The sequence below is a fragment of the Massilia sp. CFBP9026 genome, from assembly GCF_034045165.1.
Taxonomy (GTDB): domain Bacteria; phylum Pseudomonadota; class Gammaproteobacteria; order Burkholderiales; family Burkholderiaceae_D; genus Telluria; species Telluria arenae.
In genome coordinates this window covers 44,817-69,492 of the sequence record NZ_JAXCWH010000001.1, presented here as the reverse complement: position 1 = coordinate 69,492, position 24,676 = coordinate 44,817, and the positions used below count along the sequence as shown (strand labels likewise).

Below are 24,676 nucleotides of genomic sequence, written 5' to 3'. Positions count from 1 at the left end.
ACTGGTTTCAATTTGCAACCAGATTAAGAGATGATGTCGAATACACGCACTCCCTTATTTGGCACCGCCGCCGGCATGAGCGTCGCCAATGTCTATTACGCCCAGCCGCTACTGGACGCCGTGGCACGCGATTTTTCCATCCCGCTGGCGGCCGTCGGCGGCATCGTCACCGCCACCCAGCTCGGCTGCGGGCTGGCGCTGCTGTTCGTGGTGCCGCTGGGCGACCTGCTCGAGCGCCGGCGCCTGATGCTGGCGCAAGCCGTGCTGCTGGCCGCAATCCTGACTGCCGTCGCCATCGTGAACTCGGCGCCCCTGCTGCTGGCGGCCATGCTGCTGACGGGCCTGCTCGGCACCGCCATGACCCAGGGCCTGATCGCCTACGCGGCCAGCAGCGCGGCAGAGCATGAGCGCGGCCGCGTGGTCGGCGCCACCCAGGGCGGCGTCTTCGTCGGCCTGCTGCTGGCGCGCGTGGTGGCGGGAGGCATTGGCGACGTGGCGGGCTGGCGCGGGGTATATATATGCTCGGCCGGCGCCATGCTGCTGCTCGCGGCGCTGCTGTGGCGCCAGTTGCCGAGACTGGAGCAGAGTGGGACGGACATGTCCTATCCAGCCCTGATCGTCTCGATGTTGGGCTTGCTGCGGCGGCACCGGGTGCTGCAAGTGCGCGGCGTGCTCGCCCTCCTGATGTTTGCAGCCTTCAATGTATTCTGGAGTGCACTCGTGCTGCCGCTAAGCGCGGCGCCCTACGCTTTCTCGCACACCGCCATCGGCGCCTTCGGCCTGGTCGGCGCGGCCGGTGCGCTGGCCGCCACCCATGCAGGCCGCCTGGCCGATCGCGGTCTCGAACGGCGGGTCACGCTGGGCGCGCTGCTGCTACTGCTGCTGGCCTGGCTGCCGCTGGCGCTGATGCCGGTCTCACTGTGGGCGCTGGTCATCGGCATCGTGCTGCTCGACTTGGGCGGCCAGGCGATCCACGTCACCAACCAGGGCATGATCTTTCGCACCGGCAGCGAAGCGCATAGCCGCCTGGTCAGCGCCTATATGTTGTTCTATGCGGTGGGCAGCGGGCTGGGTGCGATCGCGTCGACCCAGGTCTACGCCTACGCAGGCTGGACCGGCGTCTGCCTGCTGGGCAGCGCCATCAGCCTGACCGCCCTGCTGTTCTGGACGACGACCCGAAAGCTGAGTGGCGGCTCGAATTAACTTGGGCCCCCACCTGCGTGGGGGCGACTGTCGCCTTTGGCGACAGTCGATTGCAAATACCCGCTGAACGCGCTATACTATCGTTCTCAGACGCGGGGTGGAGCAGTCTGGCAGCTCGTCGGGCTCATAACCCGAAGGTCACAGGTTCAAATCCTGTCCCCGCAACCAAATTCAATACAAAGCCCGACTCAACGAGCCGGGCTTTTGTTTTCTGCGGCAGAAAATGCAGAGGGCAGAGGATGAGAGACAAGAAAGACAACGCAACGTTCGACCTGCCCGGCTTCGAGCCGGCCGCGCCGCTCGTTACGCTGCCTGGCTCCAGTCCCGAGCACCAATCGGTGCCCAAGCGCACCGGCCCCCGTCCGCGCCGCATCGCGCTCAAGCAAGAGCAGCTTCACCTGCTCGATGAAACCGACACCACCGGCCTGCCCGTCTGGAAGCGCGACGACAAACTCGACCTGACCGGCCTGCCGGTCTGGGCGCCCGATCCCGAATAGCCCGGCCCTGCCGGCTGGAGGCTTAGCCATGCAATCCGACTCGTTCACCTCGCTGTCCCTCGAACCGCGTTTCCTCGCCAACCTGGCCACCCTCGGCTATCACCACATGACGCAAGTGCAGGCCGAGACCCTGCCGTCGGTGCTGGCCGGACGCGACCTGATCGCCCAGGCCAAGACCGGCAGCGGCAAGACCGCGGCCTTCGGCATCGGCATCCTGAACAAGCTCAATCCGGCCTGGTTCGCGGTGCAGGGCCTGGTGCTGTGCCCGACGCGCGAGCTGGCCGACCAGGTGGCCGGTGAATTGCGGCGCCTGGCGCGCGGTGTCGGCAACGTCAAGATCCTGACCCTGACCGGCGGCGTGTCGATGCGGCCGCAGATCGCTTCGCTCGAGCATGGCGCCCACATCGTGGTCGGCACCCCGGGCCGCATCCGCGACCACCTGGGCCGCGCCACGCTCGACCTGTCGAAAGTCCAGACCCTGGTGCTCGATGAAGCCGACCGCATGACCGACATGGGTTTCTATGACGAGATCGCGGGCATCGTGTCGGCCACGCCGGTGCATCGCCAGACCTTGCTGTTCTCGGCGACCTACCCGGACGATATCCGCTTTGCCACCGCCGGCTTCCTGCGCGACCCGCTCGAAGTGAAGGTCGAGGGCAAGCACAGCCTGGAGGCGATCGACCAGCGCTTCTACGAGATCGGCTTCGAAGGCCGCGAGGAAGCGGTCGGCCGCCTGCTCAAGGCGCATCGCCCGGTATCGGCCCTCGCCTTCTGCAATACCAAGGCGCGCTGCCGCGAACTGGCCGACAGCCTGCAGGCGCAGGGGTTCTCGGCGCTGGCGCTGTACGGCGAACTGGAACAGCAGGAACGCGACGAAATCCTGGTGCTGTTCAGTAACCGCAGCTGCTCGGTACTGGTGGCCACCGACGTCGCCGCGCGCGGCCTCGACATCGCCGACCTCGACACCGTGATCAACGTCGACGTCTCGCGCGACCCCGAAGTCCACGTGCACCGCGTCGGCCGCACCGGCCGCGCCGGCGCGAGCGGCATGGCGCACACGCTGGTGGCGCCGAACGAAAAGAAATGGGTGCGCCTGGTCGAGGAATACCAGAACCAGGAAGCGATCTGGGAAAACCTGGACGCCCTGGGCGAGCATCAGGAACCGGCCGCGCCGGCGCCGATGGTGACCCTGTGCGTGGCCGGCGGAAAGAAGGCGAAGCTGCGTCCGGGCGACCTGCTGGGCGCCCTGACCGGCGACGCCGGCCTGACCCGCGAGCAGGTCGGCAAGATCAATATCGGCGAGTTCAACAGCTATATCGCGCTGGAGCGCACTATTGCGGAGGCTGCAGTGGCGCGCCTGGGGCAAGGCGATGCGCCGGGACCGGGCTTCGGCGCCATCAAGGGCCGCTGGTTCAAGATGCGCTTCGTGGAAGTCTGAACCTACATAACCCGCGCGACAGGCACCGCGCACGGTTGAGTGGGACCGCGCCATCCCCGGCGCAATTCTGGCATTATTTGCAATAAATAAATAATCACCGGACGCCCCTCCAGCGTCCGGCACGATGCCATGATGAGTTCCGACACCGCAACACAGCAGCTCGACGGCCGTACCGTCCGTGAAATCGTCGAGCACAACCACGAGATGGTCAGCGAAGCTTGGTGCCGCCGTATCGTGCGCCAGGTGCTGCAATCGCTCGAGGTCCAATACGGCATGCGCATGCCGCACCGCCTGATCACGCCCGACACGCTGCTCATCCTCGATTCGGGCGATCCGATGCTGCTGCCCAGCTCGGACGAAGAACCGGATCCCGAATCGCTGCCCGAAATCGAGGCGCGCGACGTGCATGACCTGGCCGCCGTCGTGCACTATGCGGTGACGCTCGACCTTGTTCCCACGACGCCGCTGCGCGGCCGTCCGCTCGGCGACTACAGCGAATCCTTCATCGAGGCCATCGACCGCTGCCTGGCGCCCGATCCTGCACTGCGCCCGCATACCATCGAACAGATGCGCGAACTGCTGGGCATCGTGGTGCTCGCGCCGCCATCCGCGGCATTGCTGCCGCCGGAGGAAGACGATGCCGCGCCCGTGCAAGCGGCAGCGCCCGCCGATGTACCAGTGGCGCCGGCAGTCACGCCCGCACCGTCTGTGGCGCCGGTTCACCTGCCCCGAACCCGTTCCGCGCCCGATCCGACCGCGGCGCCGGCCGCCACCGAACGCCCCCGGCGCTGGCTGTTGATCGGCATCGTCGCCCTGGTCGTGGCGGCGGCGCTGGCCGCCCTGTTCGCGCTGCTGCGCCAGGCCGACTCCAGCGACGCGCTGGCCCTGTCGGTGCCGCCCGCGCTCGATGAGCCGTACAACGCGTCCGAGACGCCGCTGGTGGCGCTGCCCCAGGAACCCGCGGCCCGACTGGAAGGCCCGGTGATCGACGAAACCGCTTCCGGTGCACCGGTCGCGCCGCCGCCCGCGCCGGACGCCGCGGTGCCGCCCACCGCGGTCCAGCTGGCGCCCAGAGGCACCCCGCCCGAGGCGGCGGTCGCCGGCACCACCTATACGCTGGCAATCAAGCCCTGGGGCACGATCGTCGTCGACGGCGTCGAGCGCGGCGCCAGCCCACCGCTCAGGCGCATCACGCTGCCGCCGGGAGAGCACACGATCCGCATCGTCAACCCGAGCTTCCCGGAACACACCATCACCGTGAACTCGGTCGAAGGCCAGGCGGGCACGATCGAACTTGATTTCACCGAGGAGGCAGCACAGTGAGCATTGTCACCATGAGCCGCGCGGCTACGCTGGCCGCGCTGGCGCTGGCCCTTTCAGGCTGCACCCAGTTCGGCCCCATGTTCGGCGGCCAGGAGAAAGCCCGGCCGCATCCGCGCGCCGACGGCGCACAGCCACGCAACCAGCGCGCCCAACGCGCGCAACAGCCGAACCGCCCCGCCGCGCAGGCGCCCAACCGCGACGACGTCGCGCTGCGCGATGGCATTGCGCTGTACGACAAGGGCGACTACGACGGCGCGATCCGGCGCCTGAACGGCAGCGACATGAACGGCGCCGGCCAGCGCGAGCGGCTCACCGCCCTCAAGTACACCGCCTTCAGCTATTGCGTGACGGGCCGCCAGGCGCTGTGCCGCCAGACCTTCGACCGTGCTTTCAAGCTCGATGCGTCCTTCGATCTCGGCCCGGGCGAACATGGGCACCCGCAGTGGGGACCGGTGTTCGCGCAGGCGAAACAGGCGGTCAAGCGCTAGACCCTGATGTGCCCCACATAGGTCGGCGCCCGGCGGCGCCGGCCCGCCTGCTCGTAGGCATAGGCCATCGCAATCAGCGCCGGCTCGCTCCAGGCCTTGCCGACGAAGGACAGGCCGATCGGCAGCCCGTGCAGCAGGCCGGCCGGCACCGTGATGTGAGGATAGCCGGCCACCGCCGCCGGCGACGAAAAGCTGCTGCCGTAATGGTCGCCGTTGATGTAGTCGGTGAGCCAGGCCGGCCCGCCGGTAGGCGCCACCAGGGCGTCGAGCTTGCGGTCGCGCAGCACCTGCTCCAGTCCCTTGTCGCGCGCATAACGCCGGTTGTTGGCCAGCGCCTTCACGTAGTCGCGCGCTTGCAGGCCGCCCTTGGACTGGGCCGCGATCAGGTGTTCCTGGCCGAAGTACGGCATCTCGCGCTTTGCATTGCGCACATTGAAGTCGATGATGTCGGCCATGGTCTTGACCGGCGCGTGCGGCGCATAGGCCGCCAGCCAGGCCTCGAGGTCGGGCCGGAATTCATGCAGCAGCACCGTCAGCTCGGTCTCGCCGTACTTGTCGCTGTTGGGGATCGTGACGTCTTCCAGGATCGCGCCCTGCTCCCTCAGCAGGGTCAGCTCTTTCTCGATCAGGGCATTCACCCCTTCGTTGGCGCCGAAGAAGTCGCGCGCCACGCCCAACCGCTTGCCGCGCAGGCCATCCTTGCGCAAGAAGCTCGCATAATTGATGCGCGGGGCCTTGGCGGTGACGCCGTCTTGCGGATCGGGGCCGGCCAGCGCTCCCAGCAAAAAGGCGGCGTCCGCCACGCTGCGCGTCATCGGGCCGGCCGTGTCCTGCGAGTGCGCGATCGGGATGATGCCGGCGCGGCTGACCAGACCCAGGGTCGGCTTGATGCCGACGATGCCGCAGCTGGCGCTGGGCGAGACGATCGAGCCATCGGTCTCGGTGCCCACCGCCAGCGTGGCCAGGCTGGCCGCCATGGCCGCAGCCGAGCCGGAACTCGAACCGCTGGTGTTGCGGTCGAGCGCATACGGGTTGCGGGTCTGGCCGCCGCGCGCGCTCCAGCCGCTGGTCGAGCGCACCGAGCGCATATTCGCCCATTCCGACAGATTGGTCTTGCCCAGGATGACGGCGCCGGCCGTGCGCAGGCGCGCGACCAGGTGGGCGTCGCGGGCGGCGCGCACGCCGTCCAGCGCCAGCGAACCGGCGGTGGTGCACATCTTGTCGCCGGTGGCGATATTGTCCTTCAATAGCACCGGGATGCCGTGCAGCGGGCCGCGCAGCTTGCCGGCCTTGCGCTCGCGGTCGCGCTCGCGGGCGATCGCGAGGGCGTCGGGATTGAGCTCGATGACCGACCGCAGGCGCGGGCCGGCGCGGTCGACGGCCTCGATACGGGCCAGGTAACGCGTGGCGAGCCCGTGCGCCGTCAGCTTGCCGGCGCGCATGGCCTGCTGCTGGAGCTGCACGCCGGCTTCGAGCATCGGGTCGGGCCTGAATCTTGCGGACGCCGGCTTCTGCGCGGTCGCAGCCAGTGCCAGGCCAGATGTTCCCGCGGCCGCGCCGGCCGCCAAACCCAGTCGTACAAAATACCTGCGCTCCATGCCCCGCCACTCCATGTATTACAAAGCAATAGCATAGCAGCACGGCAGGCCGTCCCGCAGCACTTCTGTGATACGCAGAACCACTTACAGGCCATACGATCATATATTGGACAAATCCAGCCCCAGCCTTCACCCTGATGCCATCATTGTTTTTCGCATATGCAGGAGCACCCATGCCGACCTACCGTTCGCACACAACCACCCAGGGCCGCAATATGGCCGGAGCCCGCGCGCTGTGGCGCGCCACCGGCATGAAGGACGGCGACTTCGACAAGCCGATCATCGCCGTCGTCAATTCCTTCACCCAGTTCGTGCCCGGCCACGTCCACCTGAAAGACCTGGGCCAGCTGGTCGCGCGCGAGATCGAGGCGTCCGGCGGCGTGGCCAAGGAATTCAACACGATCGCGGTCGACGACGGCATCGCCATGGGCCATGGCGGCATGCTGTATTCGCTGCCCTCGCGCGACCTGATCGCCGACTCGGTCGAGTACATGGTCAATGCGCACTGCGCCGACGCCATGGTGTGCATCTCCAACTGCGACAAGATCACGCCGGGCATGCTGATGGCCGCGATGCGGCTGAACATCCCGACCGTGTTCGTCTCGGGCGGCCCGATGGAGGCCGGCAAGGTGGTCAAGGTGGTCAACAACGAGCGCAAGGTGATCAAGCTCGACCTGATCGACGCCATGATCAAGGCCGGCGACGCCAGCGTGTCGGACGCCGACGTGGCGGAAGTGGAGCGCTCGGCCTGTCCGACCTGCGGCTCGTGTTCCGGCATGTTCACCGCCAACTCGATGAACTGCCTCACCGAGGCGCTCGGCCTTTCGTTGCCGGGCAACGGCACCATCGTCGCCACCCACGCCGAGCGCAAGGAACTGTTCCTGCGCGCGGGACGCCTGATCGTCGACGCGGCCAAGCGCCACTACGAGGGCGACGATTACTCGGTGCTGCCACGCTCGATCGCCACCAAGGCCGCGTTCGAGAACGCGATGGCCCTCGACGTCTCGATGGGCGGCTCGACCAATACCGTGCTGCACCTGCTGGCCGCCGCCCACGAGGCCGAAGTCGAGTTCACGATGGCCGACATCGACCGCATCTCGCGCCTGGTGCCCTGCCTGTGCAAGGTGGCGCCGATGACCGACAAATTCCACATCGAAGACGTGCACCGCGCCGGCGGCATTCCTGCGATTCTGGGCGAACTGGCGCGCGCCGGCCTGCTCGACACCTCGCTGCCGACCGTGCACAGCCCCAGCATCGGCGCCGCGATCGAGAAATACGACATCAAGGTCAGCGACGACGCCGACGTGCACCGCTGGTTCCGCGCAGCGCCGGGCGGCGTGCCGACCCAGGTGGCGTTCTCGCAATCGGAGCGCTACGAACAAAACGACCTGGACCGCACCAGCGGCTGCATCCGCGACCGTGCGCACGCCTACTCGCAGGACGGCGGCCTGGCGGTCTTGTACGGGAACATCGCCGAGAAGGGCTGCATCGTCAAGACCGCCGGCGTGGACGAAAGCATCCTCAAGTTTTCCGGCAAGGCGCGCGTGTTCGAGAGCCAGGATGCGGCGGTTGAGGCGATCCTGGGCGACACCGTGCATGCGGGCGACGTCGTGATCATCCGCTACGAAGGCCCGAAAGGCGGGCCGGGCATGCAGGAGATGCTGTACCCGACCTCGTACATCAAGTCGAAGGGCCTGGGCAAGGCTTGCGCGCTGTTCACCGATGGGCGTTTCTCGGGCGGCTCATCGGGGCTGGTGATCGGCCACGCCTCGCCGGAGGCGGCGGAAGGCGGCGCCATCGGGCTGGTGGAGGAAGGCGATATGATCGACATCGATATCCCGGCGCGCACCATCAACCTGCGCGTGACGGCCGAGGAACTGGCGCACCGCCGGGCGGCGATGGAAGCGCGCGGCCACGATGCGTGGCAGCCGGTCGACCGCGAGCGCTACGTGTCGCAGGCGCTGCAGGCGTATGCGGCGCTGACCACCTCGGCCGACCGTGGGGCGGTGCGGGATCTGTCGCAACTGCGACGTTGATGTCTGCTGAACTTGGGTCCCCGCCTACGCGGGGATGACGTGCGCCCTAACGGGCGCAAAAAAAACGCTGCCGAGGCAGCGTTTTTCTTTGAATAGCCAGTGCTTAGTTACGCACGACTTTCTTATATTCGTTGGTACGGGTGTCGATCTCGATCACGTCGTCCTGGCTCACGAACAGCGGCACCATGATGGTGTGCTGATGAGCTTCGATCGCGTTTTCCAGCTTGGCTTCTTTCAGGACGTTGCCCGAAGTGTTGCCCTTGACTGCTGGCTCCGAGTAAATGATCTGGCGAGCGATGATGGTCGGCAGTTCAACCGAGATGGCCTTGCCGTCATAGAACACGGCTTCGCATTCCATACCGTCTTTCAGGTAGTGCAGTGCGTCGCCCAGGTTCTCTTCTTCGATCTCGAACTGTTCGTAGTCGGCGTCCATGAACACGTACAGCGGGTCGGCGAAGTACGAGTAGGTGACCGGCTTCTTGTCCAGCACGACCACGTCGAACTTGTCGTCGCCGCGGAACACGTTTTCCAGTGGAGCGTTGGTCAGAAGATTCTTCATCTTCCACTTGTAGGTGAAGCCGGTGCGGCTCGAGCCGTTGACGTCGGAACGCAGCACGATGAATGGCTTTTCATCAACCATGATGATGTTGCCAACACGAATTTCTTTTGCGGGTTTCATAGGTATTTTACGTAAAAAGATAGTTGCATTAAATCATCGCGGGCTGGTGACTAAGAGCCTCGGAACCTGCGTTTGATCGTCGGAATCCGTTAGAAACTAACCGGGCATTATACTCGGTTTTCCTGCGCCTGCCCCAGCTCGCGCACGAAATCGAGCAGCTTCGTCGCCAAATCGCCATGCGCGCTGACCTGTTCGCCCCACGCTTCGGCCTGCTCCGCGATACGCGGCAGCTCGGCTTCCAGCGCCGCCCAGGCGACCGTCCAGTCGCCAACCTCGCGCGCCCCGTTCCAGCCGAGCATGAAGGCATCCAGCGCCGGCAAGTCCCGCGCATAGGCCTGCAGGAAGGCGCGCAGTTTCTTATGGTGCAGCTGCTCGTCCTGCGGATAGATGTGCCAGACGAAGGGACGCCCCGCCCATTGTGCGCGCACCCAGGAATCCTCGCCGCGCACGAAGTTCAGGTCGCAGGACCACAGCAGCAGGTCGTAGTCTTCCTGCGGCACGAAGGGCAGCACCCTCAGTGTCAGGGCGCCGCGGGTGGCGCTGGCGCCGGCCACCGCCGCGTTGCCGAGGAAGTCCTCGACCTGGGCGCGCGCCACACCCTCGGGCACCAGGCACAGGGTCGGCTGCGCCGCCTCGCGCCAGGTCTCGAACAAGGCATCGACCGGCGCCTCGGGATAGCAGAACAGCGACACCTTGCGCCAGGCCGCCTCCTCCGGCCGCACCCCAAAGCGGGAGAGGAACGCCGCGGCCTGGGCCGGATCCTGCTGGAAGGCGCCGCGGCGTGCGTCGAGGTCGGCTTCGCACAGCAGGCCGCCGGTGCGCTCGTTAAAGCCAGGGAAGAAGAAATGCTTGGTCAGCTTCAGCCGCGGATGCATCGACGGCAGCCGGTGGCAGCCTTCAACCCAGTCCTCGGCGGTCAAGCCTTCGTAATTGATCCAGACCGGACGCGGCGTGCGCGCCGCCATCGCCTCGATCCACGACGGCGGCAGCTCGCAGCCGAAGAACTCGATGACGACGTCGGGGATGTCCTCCACGCCATACGTGCCGTCCTGACCGCCCCAGTGCCGCACGGCGACGCCCTGCACCGCCTGCTCCGCGGCGCCCGGATCGACTTGCGGACAGATACGCCGAAAGCTCGCCAGGTCGTCCACCCACAGCGTGACCGCGACCCCGTGCTCGTGGCGCAACTGGCGCGCCAGGCGCCAGCAGATGCCGATGTCGCCGTAGTTGTCGACGACTTTGCAAAAGATGGCCAGCGACGGCGCGGAAGCGTTCTGGAACATGGGTAAACAGTGGCCCGTCAGGCGGCGGTGGCAGGGGTCGCCATTCTAACGCCATCCGACAGAATATCCCTGAGCACAGTGCAATCCGCGAAGAAATTCGGGCGTTTCTGGCGCGCGTCTGCGTTATCGCAATGACCAAAACGGAAGTGCGCATCGACCACCAAGAGCCAAAAACTTCGCCATTGACGCCCGGTCGAACAGCCTACCTGCAGGGAAGGCGGCCTCGATGGCAGCCCTTCCTGCCCTTCGCGTCGCGTCATCGGTCTTGCGGTGGCGCGAACAATGTGAACACGGCCGATCATGGCAGGCGCCAACCCGCTTCCTGCCTGCCGCGATACGGCCGACTACCTGGAGGAGTTACCATGAACGAGTATCAACAAGCAGGCTACCCACAACAATTCGGACCACAACAGTTTGCACCGCAATCGCTGGGCAGCATGTTCGGCGCGCCATTGGGTGGCCTGATCGGCCGCGGCATCGGCGGCCTGTTCAACAATTCCGGCCTGGGCGGCCGCATCGGCGAAACGGCCGGCGGCTTTCTGGGTCGTTTTTCGCCGTTGTCGGCCGATCCGTCGGGCGGCCTCGGCGGGCAACAACTGGACCCGCAACAACTGCAAGAGCTGCAGCAACTACAGCAGCTCCAGCAATTGCAGCAGATTCAGCAGATGCAACAGCAACAGCAACCGCAAGGTCAACTGACCCCGCAAGGCGGCTTCTTCGGCAACCTGATCAGCACGATCGGCAAGCCGGCCGGCAACCTGATCGGCAATCTGACCGGCAACCGCACCCTGGGCAATATCATCAGCGAAGGCTCCAGCTACGGGCGTTACGTGCCGTTCGGGGCCGAGCCGCAGGGCCAGCAACAAGGCCAGCAAGCATCGTCGCCGCTGGTCCAGCTGCAGCAACTGCAAGTGCTGCAACAGCAGTTGCATCAAGCGCTGCAGCAAATCCAGCAGCACCAGGCCGTGCTGCAGCAGCAAGTCGCCCAGCAAGGCGGCCAGCAAGGTGGCCAGATCGCCCCGCAAGGCTGGCTCAGCAATGCCATCACCCAATACGCTCGCCCGGTCGGCGGCTTCATCGGCGAACAGCTCGGCAACCAGGGCCTGGGCGCCGCGATCGGCAATGTCGCCAGCCAGCTGGGCCGCTACGTGCCGCTCGGCGCTGATCCCTACAGCCAGCAGCAGTTCGGCCAGCAGCAACTGGGTCAGCAGTTCGGCGGCCAGCAAATGCCGTACGGTGGCCAGCAGCTGCCTTATGGCGGCCAGCAAACCGTGCATTGAACCAGCTGCAGACTGCTCGATGCGCAAGGCTTGACGCTGATTGCCTGATGCTGACGGTCTACCGCTGATTGCCGAACGCTTCTTGCCTAACGCTTATTGTCTAACGACATTGCGCCAGCCTGCCACGGGCACCCGCCAGCGGCAGGCCGGCATTCAGGAGCCCCGCCATGCCGGCATCCCTGCCTCCCACGCTCGGCCGCTACATCGTGCGCGCCGCCAATGATGACAACGCACTGGCCAAGTTTCTCGCGACCCTGGGCACTGAACCAGGCGTGCAATTGGTCGACATTATCGGGCCCTCTTCCGGGCCGCCGCACACGGCGGTCGTCGAAACCGACGCGCCGACCGCCGAACGGCTGCGGCAACAGACTCTTCACCAGTTAACGATCGAACCGGACCAGCCGCTTTCTCTCTCCGACTGAGCGGTCCCGGGCAAAGGACATCCCATGCCAAAACATACGAAAGGCTCCGCCGGCGAAGCCCAGGAGACGACCAACCCGACTCCTGACGGCGCAGGAGCCAAGCGGACCGCGCCTGCGGCCACGGCAGGCGCCATCAATGGCGCCACGGCCATCGCGCGCGGCCGTCCGGTCGCCGAGCGCAAGAAAAAATACCTGGTCGCGCCACGCGCGGCCGTCACCGGCGCCTTCGGCACCAGCAGCTGGGTCGCGCCGCTGGGCCTGACAGCGGTCCAGCAAGCCCTGCACGCCCTGCCCGACATCGACGTGGTCGACACCATCGCCACCCGCGGCGGCATGGCGCCGGCCGGCTTCAGCCCGGCCGCCATGGGCGAACCGGCCGACGGTGTGGTGGTGGCGCGCATGACCGACCAGAAGGCGGGCGAACTGCTGCAGCGCGGCCAGGGCCAGTTGCTGGTCGAGCGCGACCAGCACCTGGAACTGCTCGACCCCATGCTGCGCCGCCCCGACCTCGTCAGTTCGCTGACGCCCTACAGCGGGCCGCAGGCCGAGCTGCTGCTGGCCGTGGTCGGCAAGGACGGCGCGCCGCTACCCGACGTCGAGGTCTCGCTGTTCGGCGGTGCGCTGCCGAGCTCCGCGGTTACCGGTCCCGACGGGGTCGCCCACCTGCGCCTGTATGGCGAAGACGCGCACACGATCAGCGGCCTGTACGTCAAGCCGCGCACCGATTACTGGAGCCACTACCAGCGCGACCCCGACCTGAGCCTGGACGAAGCCAACGTCGTCATGCTGCGCCCGCTGGCCGATTGGCCGGCCCTGCGGGGCATGCCGCAGCAGCCCGCCATGGGCTGGGGCGCGCGCGCGATGCGCCTCGACCAGGTGCCCCAGCAATTCAGGGGGCGCGGCGTCAAGATCGCCGTCATCGATTCCGGCGCCGCCACCACGCATGGCAACCTCAACCAGATCCACGCCGGCTTCGACGTCGTCAACAAACACGTCGACCGCTCCACCTGGAACGTCGATACGCTCGGGCACGGCTCGCACTGCGCCGGCGTCATCGGCGCCGCCGATCCGGCCTGGGGCATACGCGGCTTCGCGCCCGAGGCCGAGATCCACGTCTGCAAGCTGTTCCCCGGCGGCCAGGTCAGCCAGTTGATCGATGCGCTCGAATACTGCATCGAACAGGGGATCGACGTCGTCAACCTGAGCCTGGGCGGCGGATCGCCGTCCGAAGCGCTGGAGCGGCAGATCGTGCGCGCCAAGCAGGCCGGCGTCGCCTGCATCGCCGCGGCCGGCAACTCGTCGTCGGCCGTCCAGTACCCGGCTTCGTCGCCGCATGTGCTGGCGGTCGCGGCGATCGGCAAGATCGGCGAATTCCCGCCCGATAGCTACCATGCCGAAACCCTCAGCCCGGACAGCGATATGCAGGGTTTCTTTACGGCGAAATTCAGCTGCTTCGGGCCGCAGGTCGACGTCTGCGCACCGGGCGTGGCCGTGGTGTCGTCCGTTCCTCCCAATAACTTCGCGGCCTGGGACGGCACCTCGATGGCGGCGCCACACATCACGGGCCTCGCCGCCCTGGTGCTGGCGCACCGGCCCGAGTTCCAGTCGATGTCGCTGCCCCGCTCGCCGGAACGGGTCGAACGCCTGTTCCAGGTGTTGCGGATGAGCGCGCGCCCCGTCACGCTGAGCGATCCGAACCGGATCGGGTATGGCTTGCCGGACGCCCTGGTGGCGCTGGGCCTGCCCGTGGCGCAGCCCGGCATGGCGTGGCAAGCCGCGGCCGCCGGTTTCGGTATTCCTGCGGGGATGTTCGCTGGGCTACCAGGCGACGGCACCCGCCTGGGCATGGGACCGCCAGGCAGCGGCGGAGCCGGCCAGGCTGGAACGATGCAATATCCATTCGGGGGCTTGCGGCCGTCGGGGTGGTGATGCCGCTCCAAAGATGACAGCGGCCGCGAAAGCTGCCCTGCATGGATTGCGTCCACAGTGCTACGAACGCAGCGCCCAAAGAAAAACCGGAGCCCCGCTCTCGCGGCCGGCTCCGGCTATCTGTATGGCGTCCCCACGGGGATTCGAACCCCGGTACTCACCGTGAAAGGGTGATGTCCTAGGCCTCTAGACGATGGGGACCTAAAACTGTATTGCGACTACTCTACTACTACTTTGCCCAAATGGACACACTTCTGCCGGCACAATAGAAAAACCGGAGCACCTCTCCGCACATTTGCGTTGGTCTACTCCGGTTTTAAGCTGGCGTCCCCACGGGGATTCGAACCCCGGTACTCACCGTGAAAGGGTGATGTCCTAGGCCTCTAGACGATGGGGACCTAAAACTGCACAAAACTTAAACTACCGACTACCTTACCATGCGCCGCCGCTGGCGCGGCGCATTGCCATATTCTTGGCGTCCCCACGGGGATTCGAACCCCGGTACTCACCGTGAAAGGGTGATGTCCTAGGCCTCTAGACGATGGGGACCCTAGTAACTCCGATACTGCTTACTGCTGTTTTCCATCGTGGTGGAGGTAAGCGGGATCGAACCGCTGACCTCTTGCATGCCATGCAAGCGCTCTCCCAGCTGAGCTATACCCCCTACGAGAAAACAACATTTTACTACATTGCTACTGCTTCGACTAGTGCCGCTTGCGCTGCCTTCGTCCGGTCATTCTTGCCAGTTACCTGGCGTCCCCACGGGGATTCGAACCCCGGTACTCACCGTGAAAGGGTGATGTCCTAGGCCTCTAGACGATGGGGACCGGGAACAACCGCTTACTGCTTTTACTGCTCTACTACCTTACTGCCACTTCAGAGTTGGTGGAGGTAAGCGGGATCGAACCGCTGACCTCTTGCATGCCATGCAAGCGCTCTCCCAGCTGAGCTATACCCCCGCAGTGCTGAAGTGCGAGCATTATATAGGACGACCTTGCATTTCGCAAAGTCCGTTTTTAGCGTTTGTGGTCAGCGCCATTCAACGTTCTTTCTTGCGTAGGGTCGGCGGGTCTTCCCGCCGACGCGATGATCGATATCGGCGCCGCTATCGTACCGGATGATCTGGCTGCCAACCATCACCGCGTGGACGGGGAACCCGTCCACCCTACAGCGCGTCCCAGACGCGCGATGTTGCGGTGTATCCAGGGCGCGCGATATTACAGCGCGCCCCAGACACACGATGTATTACAAGCCCTTCTGTACCCGCGCCAGCACGACGTCGCGCCCGAACAGCTCCAGCACCGCATCGATCGCCGGCGTCTGCAACTGGCCCGTCAACAGCAGGCGCAGCGGCATGGCCAGTTGCGGCATCTTGAGGCTGTGGGCAGCCAGCACTTCCTTCAGCATGGCCGCCAGCGCCGCCTTGTTCCACTCCACGGTGGCAGAGCGTTCGGCGAAGGTGGCCAGCGCGCCGCGCACGGCGTCGGTCAGGTGCAGGGCCAGCAATTCCGGATCAGGCTGCGGATCGCGGTAGAACAGCATCGCCGCATCGGCCAGCTCGTTGATCGTGTTGACGCGTTCCTTCATCAGGCCCAGCACGGTCGGCAGCGCCGGGGCGCCATCGAAGCGCGCGCCGTCGCGTTCCAGCTTCGGCAGCGCCAGCTGCGCCAGGCGCTCGTTGTCGGTCTGCTTGATATAGTGGTTGTTCAGCCAGCCCAGCTTTTCGGGGTTGAACTGGGCCGCCGATGCGGTCAGGTGCTCCAGGTTGAACCACTCGGTGAACTGCTCCATCGAGAAGATCTCGTCGTCGCCGTGGCTCCAGCCCAGGCGCGCCAGGTAGTTCAGCATCGCTTCCGGCAGATAGCCCTGCTCCGGGTATTCCATCACGCTCACCGCGCCGTGGCGCTTGGACAGCTTCTGGCCGTCGGCGCCCAGGATCATCGGCAGGTGGCCATACTGCGGCAGCTCGGCGCCGAGCGCGCGCAGGATGTTGATCTGGCGCGGGGTGTTGTTCACGTGGTCGTCGCCGCGCAGCACGTGGGTGATCTTCATGTCCCAGTCGTCGACCGCGACGCAGAAGTTATAGGTCGGGGTGCCGTCCGGACGCGCGATGACCAGGTCGTCCAGCTCCTTGTTGCCGATCGTGATCGGGCCCTTGACCACGTCGGTCCAGGTCACTTCGCCGTCCAGCGGATTCTTGAAGCGCACCACCGGCTTGACGCCTTCCGGGACGGCCGGCAGGGTCTTGCCGGCTTCCGGCCGCCAGGTGCCGTCGTAGCGCGGCTTCTCGCCGGCCGCGCGCATGCGCTCGCGCATCGCTTCGACTTCGTCCGGCGAGCAGTAGCACAGATAGGCGGTGCCGGCGTCCAGCATGCCCTTGACCACCTCGCGATAGCGGTCCATGCGCTGCATCTGGTAGAACGGGCCTTCGTCGTGCTCCAGGCCCAGCCACTTCATGCCGTCCAGGATCGCCTGCACCGCTTCCGGCGTCGAACGTTCGAGGTCGGTATCCTCGATGCGCAGGATGAAGGTGCCGCCGAAGTGGCGGGCATAGGCCCAGGAATACAGCGCGGTGCGGGCGCCGCCCAGGTGGAGGTAGCCGGTCGGGCTGGGAGCGAATCGGGTGCGGACGGTCATGGCAGAAAGCAATCAGGTAAAAGAGCGTATTCTACTCCGTCGCCCTGCGCCCGGCTGCATCGGTCAGGCGCCCGCCGCCCCGTTCTGCGCCACCCTTTCCTGCACAGCCCCGGCCGCCCTGCGCGCATCGAGATAGGCGGCCAGCTGGGCCACCGTCTGGTATTCATACAAAATCTCGGCATTGATCGCCATCCCGGTCTGGCGCTCGATGGCCAAAGCCACCGGCATCGCCGACAGCGAATCCAGCCCCACCTCGGCGAAAGGCTGGTCGTCGCCCAGCGTCTCGACGCCGCCATCCAGGCCGTACAGCAGGCAGCGCCGCACCAGCGCGCGAGTATCGTCCGGCGCCGCCTCCGTCTCTCCCTTTGCCTGAGCCTGCGGCAGTGCCGACGCCGGCTCCGCCGCGGGCATCCACTCCGGCGCCAGCAAGGGATCGCGCCTGCGGTCCTCATCGGCCGCCTCCTGTTCCGGCGTGCCGATCGCCTCGGCATAGGCGGCGATGCGCGCCGCCAGGGTCGCGGGCGCCGCCGGCGCTCCGCCCTGCTTCAGTTGCGCCAGCAGCGCCGACCAGCGGCGCCGTGCCCAGGGTGCGGCCGGACCGTCGCCGCAGGCCGCCACCAGCAGGGTCCAGGCGCACAGTTCGCCGGCCGCGTAGCTTGGGCACGCCGCCCCGGCCTCCTGCAACGCCGCGCGCACCTGCCGCACCAGGTCGGGCGCGTCCAGCACGTCGGCGGCGAACGTCAGGCAAGCGCCGTCCGGCGCGCCGGCGCCCAGGTGCACGTACAGCGCCTCGGTCGGCCCCTCCAGGATGCGCATCACGCGCGCGTCGCGCATCAGCAGCGGCGCCAGGTTTGGTTCCAGGTAGCCGCGCCCGCCCAGCAGCTGCATCAGCATGTCGGCCGCCTCCCACAACAGCTCCGAGGCCACGCATTTGCAGGCCATGCAGGCTTCCTGCGGCAGGCCGCCATGAGCCCCGCCCCGTTCGTCATGGGCGCCGAGCGCGCGCACCAGCGCCTCGAGCGCGCCAATCGCGCCGGTCAGGTCGTCCAGGCGCGCCAGCGTCACCGGATGCTCGAGCAGGCGCCCGCCGGCCACCTCGCGCCGGCTGGCGTAGCGCAGCATCAGCTGGGCGCAGCGCTTCATGCCGCCCAGACACAGCGCGCCGATCCCGAGCCGGGCGAAGGCCATCGCATCGCGCGCCACTTCCATCCCGGCGCCCGGCTGGCCCAGCACGTGGGTGTCGGGCACGAACACGTCGTCGAAGCGCAGCGCATTCTGGACCATGGCGCGCATGCCCATGGTCAGCGCTTCGGCTTCCTGGGAGAGGCCCGGCGCATCGTCCGGCAGCAACAGCGCCACCGTCCCCAGCGCGACGCCTTGCTCGTCGAGCGCGCGCGCCACCACCGTGATCCAGCCGGCCCAGTTGGCCAGGCCGATCAGGTGCTTGTCGCCGTTCAGGCGCCAGCCGCCGGCGCAGCGCTGGGCGCGGGTGCGCATCGCCAGCGGATTGGCGCCGGCCGCCGGCTCGGTCAGCGCGAACGCGGCCAGCTGACGCCCGCCGGCCAGGTGCGGGGCCACCGCCGCGCGCAGGCGCTCGGGCGCGAAGCGCAGCACCGGCCGCAAACCCAGGCCGTTGTGCACCCCGACCGCCGTCGCCAGGGTCAGGTCGATCGCGGCCAGTTGCTCCATCAGGCGCAACAAGTCGCCGGTCGCCAGCGCCTTGCCGCCCAGGGCGACCGGCGCCTGCATGCCGAGAAAGCCGCGATTGCCCAGGTCGAGCAGGACGTGCGGCGGCATCGTGCGGCGCTCGTCCATCAGGCGCGAATCGAGCCGGCGCGGCGCCCAGCGCCGCAGCCAGTCGCGCATCTCGCTTGCCGTGCGCCGGCTTTGCTCGGCCGCGCCCAGCTCGCGCGCGTCGCTGCTGCGGCGGCGCGGATGCAGTTCACGGGCCGCATACACCACGTCCAGTTCCTCGCGCGCGGCCAGTGCCCGGCACAGCGCGCGCTGCACCTTGCCGCTGCTGGTGCGCGGAAAGGAGCCGGGCCGCACCAGCACCAGCAGCTCGACCGTGGTGCCGAAGCGGCTGGCCACGGCGCTGCGGATGCGCCCGACCAGCGCGTCGAGCTGGGCCAGGCTGGCGGCGTCGCTGCGCCCGCGGCGGGCGATGCGCACCAGGCGGCGATCGGCTTCCAGCACGATCGCCAGCTGCTCCTGACCGCCGTCGTCGACGCCGAACACCGCGCAGCGGTTCGGCTCCAGGAAGCCGGCCACCTCTTCCACCAGCATCTCGACGTCTTGCGGATAGATGTTGCGGCCATTGACGATCACCAGGTCTTTCAGGCGTCCGGTGATGTACAGCTCGCCGTCGCGCACGAAACCCAGGTCGCCGGTGCGCAGCCAGGGCCCGGCGCCGTCCGCCAGCCTGGCCTCGAAAGCGGCTTGCGCCACGAAGGGCGCGTTGCGGTAGCCGCGCGCCACCGCCGCACCGGCCAGCCAGATCTCGCCGACCCGGCCCGGCCCCGCCGGACGGCAGCTGTCCGGATCGACCGCCAGCAGTTCCACGCCCGGCGCCGGCGGGCCGCAGCTCACCAGCTCGCGCGCATCGGGGTCGCTGCGGTCGGCCTCGCGCACCTGGCCCGCCTCGAGACGCGACTGGCTGAGCGCGAAGGTGCGCGGCGCCTGCCCGCGCGGACCGCCAGCCGCCAGCAGGGTGTGTTCGGCCAGGCCGTAGCAGGGAAAAATCGCCCCGGGACGCAGCCCGCACTCGGCGAAGGCCGCGAACAGGCGGCGCACGGTGGCCGCGCGTACCGGCTCGGCGCCGTTATAGGCCACTGTCAGGCAGGACAGGTCGAGCCGGGCCTTGTTCTCCGGCGTGGCGCGACGCGCGCACAGGTCCCAGGCGAAATCGGGGGCGCCGGCGCAGGTGGCGCGGTAGGTGTGGATGGCATCCAGCCAGCGCTGCGGCTGGCGCAGGAAGGTCGCGGGCGCCATCAGCACCGAGCGAAAGCCCACGCTGACCGGCGTGACGATGCTGCCTACCAGGCCCATGTCGTGGAACGGCGGCAGCCAGCTCACCATCACGCTGTCGGGGTCGAAGCCGAAGGCGGCGCGGATCATCGCGACGTTGGCCGCCAGGCTGGCATGACCGACCTCGACGCCGCGCGGCGCCATGGTGGAGCCGGAGGTGTACTGGATGAAGGCCAGCGCATCTGGGGCAACCATCGGTAGTGGCGCCGGCACTCCTTGCAGCCCATCGGTGCACAGCAGGCGCGTACGTCCGCCATCCATCACGAAGGCCAGGCCGGGCGCGGCTTCGCGCAGGGCCAGCGCCAGCGCCGGATCGGCGTCGACCAGCAGCGCGCGCAGGTGCCGCTCGCCTTCGTTCCGGCGCGGCAGCGGGGCCGGCACCGCCACCAGGCCGGCGCGCAGGCAGGCGAAGAACGCGGTCACGAAGGCCAGGCCGGGCGGATACAGGAGCAATGCCCGCTCGCCCGGCGCGGCCTCGCGCGCCAGCAGGCCGGCCAGTGCATCGACGCGTGCGGCCAGCTCGCCATTGCTGAGGGATTCCTCGCGCCCGTCCTCGCGCAGGAAGGTGAAGGCGGTGCGTTCGGGTGCGGTGCGCGCGTGGCGCTCCAGCTGGCGCAGGACGAAGGCCGCCTGCAGCGGCTCGCTCTCAGCCACGATAGCGCCCTTGGCAGGCCTGGCGCGGCGACTTGCCGGCAAAGACGCCGGCGCCGGCGCGGCCACAGGCGTTGGCGACCAGGCTGGCCCCGCGTCGCAGCTGGGCCGGCGCGTGCTGGGCCATCAGCTGCAGCCGCAGCCGCGCCGCCCCGAGCGGCACGCCGGGAAACTCGACCGGGTTGACGAACACCGCATCCCGCGCCAGCAGCATGCCGGCCACCCGCGCCGCGCTTTCCTGGCCGGTCCACACCGGCACGATCGGCGACGGGCCGCCCAGGCAATGCAGGCCCGAACAGCCCAGCAGCGCGCGCAGCTCGACCGCATTGCGCATCAGGTCGGCGCGCAGCCCGTCCCCCTCGCCCGATGCAACGATGCGCAGGCTTTCCAGTGCCACCGCCGCCTGCATCGGCGACAGCGCGTTCGAGAACATGTGCGGGCCGGCGTACAGCTGCAGCTGGCGCCGCGCCGATTGCTGGGCGCAGGCGACGAAGCCGCCGTTGGTGGCGAAGGTCTTGGAAAAGCTGCCCATCACGATGTCGATCCGTCCCTGCATGCGCTGGCTGGCCACCACCCCGCCGCCGCCGGGCCCCAGTGCGCCCAGGTCGTGCGCCACGTCGACCAGCAGGGTAGCGCCGTATTCGCGGCACAGGTGCTGCAGCAGCGGCAGGTCGGGACTGTCCGCGTCCATGCTGAACAGGCCCTCGGTCACCACCAGGATGCCGTTGACGGCATCCATCGCGCGGATCCGCGCCAGCAGCTCGCGCACATGGTCGCAGTCGAGGTGGCGGTGCACCAGCACGTTGCGGGTGGCGCAGGCCGCGCCCTGGCGCAGCGAGGCGTGGGCCAGGGCGTCGATTACCACGTGGTCGGCGCCGTGTACCAGGGCCGTGATCGCGCCGAAGGCCGCCGCCCAGCCGGTCGGGAACAGCACCAGCTGGTCCAGGCCCAGCAGCTCGCCGAGGGCGGTTTCCAGCGCCTGCGAATGGTGGGTATTGCCCAGCAAGACGGCCGAGCCGGCGCTGTGCGGCCCGGCGTCGTGCAGCGCGCGCCGGGCTGCCTCGTGCACCGCCGGATGGGCGGCCAGCGACAGGTAATCCTGGGACGCGAAATTGATGCCGCGCGCGGGTGGCGCGCCATCTTCGGCCACGCTCGCCAGCGGACCGGGCGCACCGACCAGCACCCGGCCGTAGGGCCAGACGCCGTGACGTGCACGCAGCGCCACCCAGGCGTCGAGCGCGCCGCCACGGCGCAGCAGGTCGGGCCCGCGAGGCTGGGCGAACTGGGCGACGTTGCCGTCCAGGGCGCCGGAAGCGCCAAGGGCCGCCGGGTCGCGCACGGGGTCGAAGGGAATCGATTCATTCTGCACGGCGTCCTCCGGCTACGGATTCTAGGATGCGGGTTGGCGGGGGCATGGCATCGGCGCACTCGCGCGCCTGGCGCGCCAGCAAGGCCGCCACCAGCTCGGGCGACAGCGGCCGGTCGAACAGGTAACCCTGGGCGGCATCGACACCCATCGCGCACAGGTCGCCCAGCTGTTCCGGCGTCTCGACCGCTTCGGCGATCACCGAGAGGCCGAGCCGGTGCGCCATCGCCACGATGCTGTCGGCGACGGCATAGGCGCGCGTCCGGCCGCTGGCGGCGCCCAGGCGGCGCACGAACAGGCCATCCATCTTGAGGATGTCCACCGGCAGCTCGCACAGGTAGTTCAGGCTCGAGTAGCCGGTGCCGAAATCGTCGATCGAGACCAGCACGCCGGCCTGCCGCAACTGGCTGATCACGGCGCAATTGGCGGCCAGGTCCTCGATCAGGATGCCTTCGGTGATCTCAAGGTCGAGGCAGGCGGGCGGCATCCCGGTCTCGGCCACGATGGCCAGCATGCGCGCGGCCAGGCCCGGTTCGCGCAGCTGACGCGCCGACAGGTTGACCGCGGTTTTTATCTCCGGCAGGCCGGCGGCGCGCCAGGCGCGGTTCTGCAGGCAGGCGCAGCGCAGCACCCACTCGCCGATCGGGACGATCATGCCCGTCTCCTCGGCCAGGGGGATGAAGCGGCCCGGGTCGATCCGGCCGTACACTGGATGCTGCCAGCGCAGCAGCGCCTCGACCCCGATCACGCGCCGCTCGCGCAGCTCGACCTGCGGCTGGTATTCGATGAACAGCTGACCCTGGGCCAGGGCATCGCGCAAGCCGTTCTTCAGGGCCAGCCGTTCGCTCTGCGGCGGGGGCGATATGCTGAGCGCGCCCTCGCCCGCGCCCGGGCCGGAGCCGCTCCCGGCATACACGCGCACGATGTTCTGGCCCCAGCCCTTGGCACTGCGCATCGCGATGTCGGCGCGCTTGAGCAGCGCGTCGAGGTCGCAGTCCGGCGCCGGATAGAGCGCGATCCCGACCGCCAGCGTCACGTAGCAATCGCGGCCGGCGACCGACAACGGCGCCGTGAAGCGGTCGAGGATCTTGTCGGCCACCAGCAGGGCGTCGGGCTGGCCGCCCAGGTCTTCCAGCAAGGCCACGAATTCGTCGCCGCCCCAGCGCGCCACCGTGTCGCAGTCGCGCAGGCAGCGCCGGATCGCGCCGCCGGCCTGGTGCAGCAGGATGTCGCCGGCCTCGTAGCCGAGGGCGTCGTTGACTTCCTTGAAGCGGTTGATATTCAGCAGCAGCAGCGCCACCACGCGGCCGTTGCGGCGCGCGCGGTCCATCGCATGGCGCAGACGGTCGCGCAGCAGGCGCCGGTTCAGGAGGCCCGTCAGCTGGTCGCGCTGGAAGCCATCGGCGCCGTCCAGCGGCGCACGGGCGTCGGTGACCGGCGCGGCCAGGCTTCTTGCGACTTCGGCCGGACCATCGTCGCCATGGCACAGCACCCGGTTGCGGCCGCCCGACTTGGCCAGGTACAGGGCCTGGTCGGCGCGCACGATGGTTTGCGCCACTTTTTCGCCCAGCCGGTACTCGGCCACGCCGGCCGACACCGTCAAGGTGATCGTGCGTTCGCCGTCGCTGCAGCGCAGGCCCTCGACCGCGCCGCGCACCCGCTCGGCCAGCGCGATCGCGCTCGCCGCCGGCGTCTCGGGCAGCATCAGGATGAACTCTTCGCCGCCATAGCGCCCGAAGGCGTCGAGCGCGCGCAGCTGGTCCTGCACCGTGCGGGCGAAGGCGCGCAGCACGGTGTCGCCGGCCGCGTGGCCATAGGTGTCGTTGATGCGCTTGAAGAAGTCGATGTCGAACAGGCACAGGCAGAATTCGCTGCCATTGCGGTCGGCGCGCTCCTTTTCCTTTTCCACCAGGTCGAGCAGGAAGCGGCGGTTATGGATGCCGGTCAGCTCGTCGCGGATCGCCAGCTCGTTGATCGTGGCCAGCGCCTGGCGCAGGCGCGAAAAGCCGTCGTTCTTGGTCAGTTCGAACAGCAGCACGAACACCAGCACCACGACGTACAGGCCGAGGTCGCACACGAGGTGCAGCAGCGGCATGTCGGTGCGCGGCGCCAGCGGCTGGGCCAGGCCGTTCGCCTCCAGCAGGTAGATCAGGGTGGCGCTGGCGCAGCTCATGGCCAGCCACATGCCGGCGCAGCGCTTCCCGCCCAGGAACATCGCCACCACCGGCCCCGTGATCAGCCAGCTGACGGTGGGCGAGACGATGCCGCCCAGGTGCCAGCTGAGCCAACTGAAGTTGAAGAACAGCGCGCACAGGAAGACTTCGCGCGCCGCCACCACGCTGCCAGTCAGGCGCAGCACGGGCGGGGCCGACAGCATCACCGCGCAGCACAGCAGGATCTCGACCGCCGCCGTCTCCAGGCCCAGCAGCCAATAGGCGAGCGCGTACAGCGGCCCGGCGGTGCCGGCCATCACCGCCGCGTTCACCACATTGGTCGCGCGCGCCGCCTGGGCCGCATCCTGCTGCAGCGCGGCGGGGATGAAGCGCTGCGCGACGCCCAGGTAGCGCCCGCTCCACCGCTGTGTGCTGTCGTCGTCCATGTGATTCCCAATGCCTGTTCTGCACACTTGTGCGGTGCTCGCTCAAGGTCAGAGTGTAGGTAGGGAATTTCCTAACGACTTTATTTTCAAACAGATAGACAGCAGGAAAATGCTGACGGAACAGCGCAGTTTCGGGATGCGAAATGAATGACGCGCGCTAACAACTAGGTGTGGGCGCGCGTCGGTGCAGGCATTAGCGCGGGGCTCACGCCCCGCCTAC

The 24,676-nt window shown here is 68.0% G+C and carries 16 protein-coding genes and 7 tRNA genes; 10 read left to right on the top strand and 13 right to left on the bottom strand.

Annotated elements, in window-relative coordinates; all coding sequences use genetic code 11:
* Positions 1-33: 33 nt before the first annotated feature.
* The 6 genes from SOM28_RS00350 (at position 34) to SOM28_RS00325 (ending at position 4,949) form a co-directional block, all read left to right on the top strand.
* Positions 34-1,203, top strand: a complete 1,170-nt coding sequence (locus tag SOM28_RS00350) for an MFS transporter (RefSeq protein ID WP_414675135.1) — start codon at positions 34-36, stop codon at positions 1,201-1,203.
* Between the two features lie 91 nt (positions 1,204-1,294).
* Positions 1,295-1,371 (top strand) — tRNA-Met (locus SOM28_RS00345).
* Positions 1,372-1,442: 71 nt separating this feature from the next.
* Positions 1,443-1,700, top strand: coding sequence for a hypothetical protein (locus SOM28_RS00340; protein ID WP_123069110.1), 258 nt, complete (start codon positions 1,443-1,445; stop codon positions 1,698-1,700).
* Between the two features lie 28 nt (positions 1,701-1,728).
* Positions 1,729-3,138 carry an ATP-dependent RNA helicase DbpA gene (gene dbpA, locus SOM28_RS00335; RefSeq protein ID WP_147934871.1) on the top strand — a complete coding sequence of 470 codons (1,410 nt, stop codon included), beginning with the start codon at positions 1,729-1,731 and terminating at the stop codon, positions 3,136-3,138.
* Between the two features lie 129 nt (positions 3,139-3,267).
* Entirely contained in the window at positions 3,268-4,461 is a 1,194-nt protein-coding gene (locus SOM28_RS00330; protein ID WP_320466809.1) for a serine/threonine-protein kinase, read from the top strand.
* The gene (locus SOM28_RS00325; RefSeq protein ID WP_320466808.1) at positions 4,458-4,949 is read left to right on the top strand and encodes a TssQ family T6SS-associated lipoprotein; all 492 of its coding nucleotides are present in this window, start codon (positions 4,458-4,460) and stop codon (positions 4,947-4,949) included. Before SOM28_RS00330 ends, SOM28_RS00325 begins: the two co-directional genes overlap by 4 nt.
* Here SOM28_RS00325 and SOM28_RS00320 read toward each other — a convergent pair.
* Positions 4,946-6,547, bottom strand: coding sequence for an amidase (locus SOM28_RS00320; protein ID WP_320466807.1), 1,602 nt, complete (start codon positions 6,545-6,547; stop codon positions 4,946-4,948). The two genes, SOM28_RS00325 and SOM28_RS00320, sit on opposite strands and share 4 nt — an antisense overlap.
* 173 nt (positions 6,548-6,720) lie before the next feature.
* Here SOM28_RS00320 and ilvD point away from each other — a divergent pair, with 173 nt between their 5' ends.
* A complete protein-coding gene (gene ilvD, locus SOM28_RS00315; RefSeq protein ID WP_320466806.1) occupies positions 6,721-8,583 on the top strand; it encodes a dihydroxy-acid dehydratase in 1,863 nt (620 codons plus the stop codon).
* 103 nt (positions 8,584-8,686) lie between these two features.
* Here the strand turns inward: ilvD and SOM28_RS00310 are convergent, their stop codons facing one another.
* A complete protein-coding gene (locus SOM28_RS00310; RefSeq protein ID WP_123072262.1) occupies positions 8,687-9,262 on the bottom strand; it encodes an elongation factor P in 576 nt (191 codons plus the stop codon).
* A gap of 107 nt (positions 9,263-9,369) precedes the next feature.
* Positions 9,370-10,545, bottom strand: a complete 1,176-nt coding sequence (gene earP, locus SOM28_RS00305) for an elongation factor P maturation arginine rhamnosyltransferase EarP (RefSeq protein ID WP_320466805.1) — start codon at positions 10,543-10,545, stop codon at positions 9,370-9,372.
* A 362-nt stretch (positions 10,546-10,907) separates the two neighbouring features.
* On the opposite strand from earP, the gene SOM28_RS00300 reads away from it, so the two are divergent.
* The 3 genes from SOM28_RS00300 to SOM28_RS00290 all read left to right on the top strand — a co-directional run bounded on the left by SOM28_RS00300 (position 10,908) and on the right by SOM28_RS00290 (position 14,176).
* Positions 10,908-11,825 (top strand): hypothetical protein, encoded by a 918-nt coding sequence (locus SOM28_RS00300; RefSeq protein ID WP_320466804.1) that lies wholly within the window; start codon positions 10,908-10,910, stop codon positions 11,823-11,825.
* Positions 11,826-11,992: 167 nt separating this feature from the next.
* Positions 11,993-12,247 (top strand): hypothetical protein, encoded by a 255-nt coding sequence (locus tag SOM28_RS00295; RefSeq protein WP_123072265.1) that lies wholly within the window; start codon positions 11,993-11,995, stop codon positions 12,245-12,247.
* Positions 12,248-12,271: 24 nt separating this feature from the next.
* Positions 12,272-14,176 (top strand): S8 family serine peptidase, encoded by a 1,905-nt coding sequence (locus tag SOM28_RS00290; RefSeq protein WP_320466803.1) that lies wholly within the window; start codon positions 12,272-12,274, stop codon positions 14,174-14,176.
* A 125-nt stretch (positions 14,177-14,301) separates the two neighbouring features.
* Here the strand turns inward: SOM28_RS00290 and SOM28_RS00285 are convergent.
* The 10 genes from SOM28_RS00285 to SOM28_RS00240 all read right to left on the bottom strand — a co-directional run bounded on the left by SOM28_RS00285 (position 14,302) and on the right by SOM28_RS00240 (position 24,456).
* Positions 14,302-14,377 (bottom strand) — tRNA-Glu (locus SOM28_RS00285).
* 121 nt (positions 14,378-14,498) lie between these two features.
* Positions 14,499-14,574: transfer RNA gene (locus SOM28_RS00280), tRNA-Glu, on the bottom strand.
* A gap of 75 nt (positions 14,575-14,649) precedes the next feature.
* Positions 14,650-14,725 (bottom strand) — tRNA-Glu (locus SOM28_RS00275).
* Between the two features lie 39 nt (positions 14,726-14,764).
* Positions 14,765-14,840, bottom strand: a tRNA-Ala gene (locus SOM28_RS00270).
* A gap of 87 nt (positions 14,841-14,927) precedes the next feature.
* Positions 14,928-15,003: transfer RNA gene (locus tag SOM28_RS00265), tRNA-Glu, on the bottom strand.
* 56 nt (positions 15,004-15,059) lie between these two features.
* Positions 15,060-15,135: transfer RNA gene (locus SOM28_RS00260), tRNA-Ala, on the bottom strand.
* 286 nt (positions 15,136-15,421) lie between these two features.
* Positions 15,422-16,813, bottom strand: coding sequence for a glutamate--tRNA ligase (gltX, locus tag SOM28_RS00255; protein ID WP_320466802.1), 1,392 nt, complete (start codon positions 16,811-16,813; stop codon positions 15,422-15,424).
* A 63-nt stretch (positions 16,814-16,876) separates the two neighbouring features.
* Entirely contained in the window at positions 16,877-20,494 is a 3,618-nt protein-coding gene (locus SOM28_RS00250) for an AMP-binding protein (RefSeq protein WP_320466801.1), read from the bottom strand.
* On the bottom strand, positions 20,487-21,860 hold the full coding sequence (locus SOM28_RS00245; protein WP_320466800.1) for an aminotransferase class I/II-fold pyridoxal phosphate-dependent enzyme: 1,374 nt from the start codon (positions 21,858-21,860) through the stop codon (positions 20,487-20,489). The genes SOM28_RS00250 and SOM28_RS00245 overlap by 8 nt, the downstream gene beginning before the upstream one ends.
* Complete coding sequence (locus SOM28_RS00240) at positions 21,850-24,456, bottom strand: bifunctional diguanylate cyclase/phosphodiesterase (protein WP_320466799.1); 2,607 nt, start codon at positions 24,454-24,456, stop codon at positions 21,850-21,852. The genes SOM28_RS00245 and SOM28_RS00240 overlap by 11 nt, the downstream gene beginning before the upstream one ends.
* Positions 24,457-24,676 lie beyond the last annotated feature (220 nt).

Bases quoted from the DNA above. Each gene is read 5' to 3' on its own strand.
- SOM28_RS00295 (WP_123072265.1), top strand. From the start codon at position 11,993: ATGCCGGCATCCCTGCCTCCCACGCTCGGCCGCTACATCGTGCGCGCC.
- SOM28_RS00330 (WP_320466809.1), top strand. From the start codon at position 3,268: ATGATGAGTTCCGACACCGCAACACAGCAGCTCGACGGCCGTACCGTC.
- ilvD (WP_320466806.1), top strand. From the start codon at position 6,721: ATGCCGACCTACCGTTCGCACACAACCACCCAGGGCCGCAATATGGCC.
- SOM28_RS00350 (WP_414675135.1), top strand. From the start codon at position 34: ATGTCGAATACACGCACTCCCTTATTTGGCACCGCCGCCGGCATGAGC.
- SOM28_RS00340 (WP_123069110.1), top strand. From the start codon at position 1,443: ATGAGAGACAAGAAAGACAACGCAACGTTCGACCTGCCCGGCTTCGAG.
- SOM28_RS00240 (WP_320466799.1), bottom strand. From the start codon at position 24,456: ATGGACGACGACAGCACACAGCGGTGGAGCGGGCGCTACCTGGGCGTC.
- SOM28_RS00320 (WP_320466807.1), bottom strand. From the start codon at position 6,547: ATGGAGCGCAGGTATTTTGTACGACTGGGTTTGGCGGCCGGCGCGGCC.
- gltX (WP_320466802.1), bottom strand. From the start codon at position 16,813: ATGACCGTCCGCACCCGATTCGCTCCCAGCCCGACCGGCTACCTCCAC.
- earP (WP_320466805.1), bottom strand. From the start codon at position 10,545: ATGTTCCAGAACGCTTCCGCGCCGTCGCTGGCCATCTTTTGCAAAGTC.
- SOM28_RS00300 (WP_320466804.1), top strand. From the start codon at position 10,908: ATGAACGAGTATCAACAAGCAGGCTACCCACAACAATTCGGACCACAA.
- SOM28_RS00290 (WP_320466803.1), top strand. From the start codon at position 12,272: ATGCCAAAACATACGAAAGGCTCCGCCGGCGAAGCCCAGGAGACGACC.
- SOM28_RS00310 (WP_123072262.1), bottom strand. From the start codon at position 9,262: ATGAAACCCGCAAAAGAAATTCGTGTTGGCAACATCATCATGGTTGAT.
- dbpA (WP_147934871.1), top strand. From the start codon at position 1,729: ATGCAATCCGACTCGTTCACCTCGCTGTCCCTCGAACCGCGTTTCCTC.